Raw genomic sequence first — 1,072 nt, forward strand, 5'->3', positions numbered from 1 at the left:
GGGACTCAGGGCCAGCCTACGTCGGTTAGTCTAGTTCGTTATGCGAAATCGTTCAAAATTAAAATGAAAAGAGAAGAAATCATTAAAGAATTAATTAAATCTGGGAGATATCCTACAAAATTATATAAATACAGACCAATCTCCAGCCAAACTTTAAATATTATCCAAAATAATAATCTCTGGTTTTCTACCCCAAACAATTTTAATGACCCGTTTGATTGCGCAATTAATAGCCAAAACCCAATAAATCCCGTTGCCATACGACAGTTTCTTATAGATAATTCAAATGGGAATCTTAACGAAAACGAAATAAACAGAATTGTTGAAGAGTTACTAAGAAATCCAAATGAACTAAACAGAATCGTAAATAAAGCTATCAAAAATAGATTAAATCAAGTAGGAATATTGTGCCTGAGCAAAGAAAAAAATGAACCATTATCTTGGGCTCATTACTGCCAATCTCATACTGGTTTATGCTTAGAGTTTGAACTCGAGAACGATCCTCTATTTTTTGATACACTTTTATGCGTTAAATATCAAGACAATTATCCATCTTATGATCATTTTCAAAATCAAAATCAATTTTTAGAGCTAATGATTTCAACAAAAAGTAAACATTGGAGCTATGAGAATGAATACAGAGTTTTGAAATTAAAATATGGACTATATAATTTTTCACCAAAAGCGCTGAAAAAGATTATCTTTGGATTTCGTTGTACAGAAAAAAACCAAGCTAGAATATACCGCATAATAAAAAAGAATAGCAAATATTCAGAAGTTACTTTTGAAAAAGAAGAACCGGAGAATTCCTCCTATTCATTAATTTTCAAACCATTAACGGCAGATTATTTGGAAGAAATAAGTGAAAGAAATCAAGAATCTCTCTACGAAAAAATCAAAGGAATTTTTTAAAGTGAACGACTACGCATAACAGCGCCTTAACGCTTCGCTTCGGCACAAGGCCTCGCTCGGTCTGCGACACATAGGCTTCTGGCACTCCCCTTGCCAGCGCAAGTGTCGTTCCAGTCCCTAACGTCCCGCTGGGACTCAGGGTCAGCCTACGTCGTTAAGG

General features: G+C 34.7%; 1 protein-coding gene. It reads left to right on the forward strand.

All coding sequences use genetic code 11. The features are described from left to right. A partial coding sequence (locus ND811_RS19335) for a DUF2971 domain-containing protein (RefSeq protein ID WP_265365561.1) occupies positions 1–912 on the forward strand: 912 nt, incomplete at its 5' end. Between the last annotated feature and the right edge of the window lie 160 nt (positions 913–1,072).

This window comes from Leptospira soteropolitanensis (assembly GCF_026151655.1).
Taxonomy (GTDB): domain Bacteria; phylum Spirochaetota; class Leptospiria; order Leptospirales; family Leptospiraceae; genus Leptospira_A; species Leptospira_A soteropolitanensis.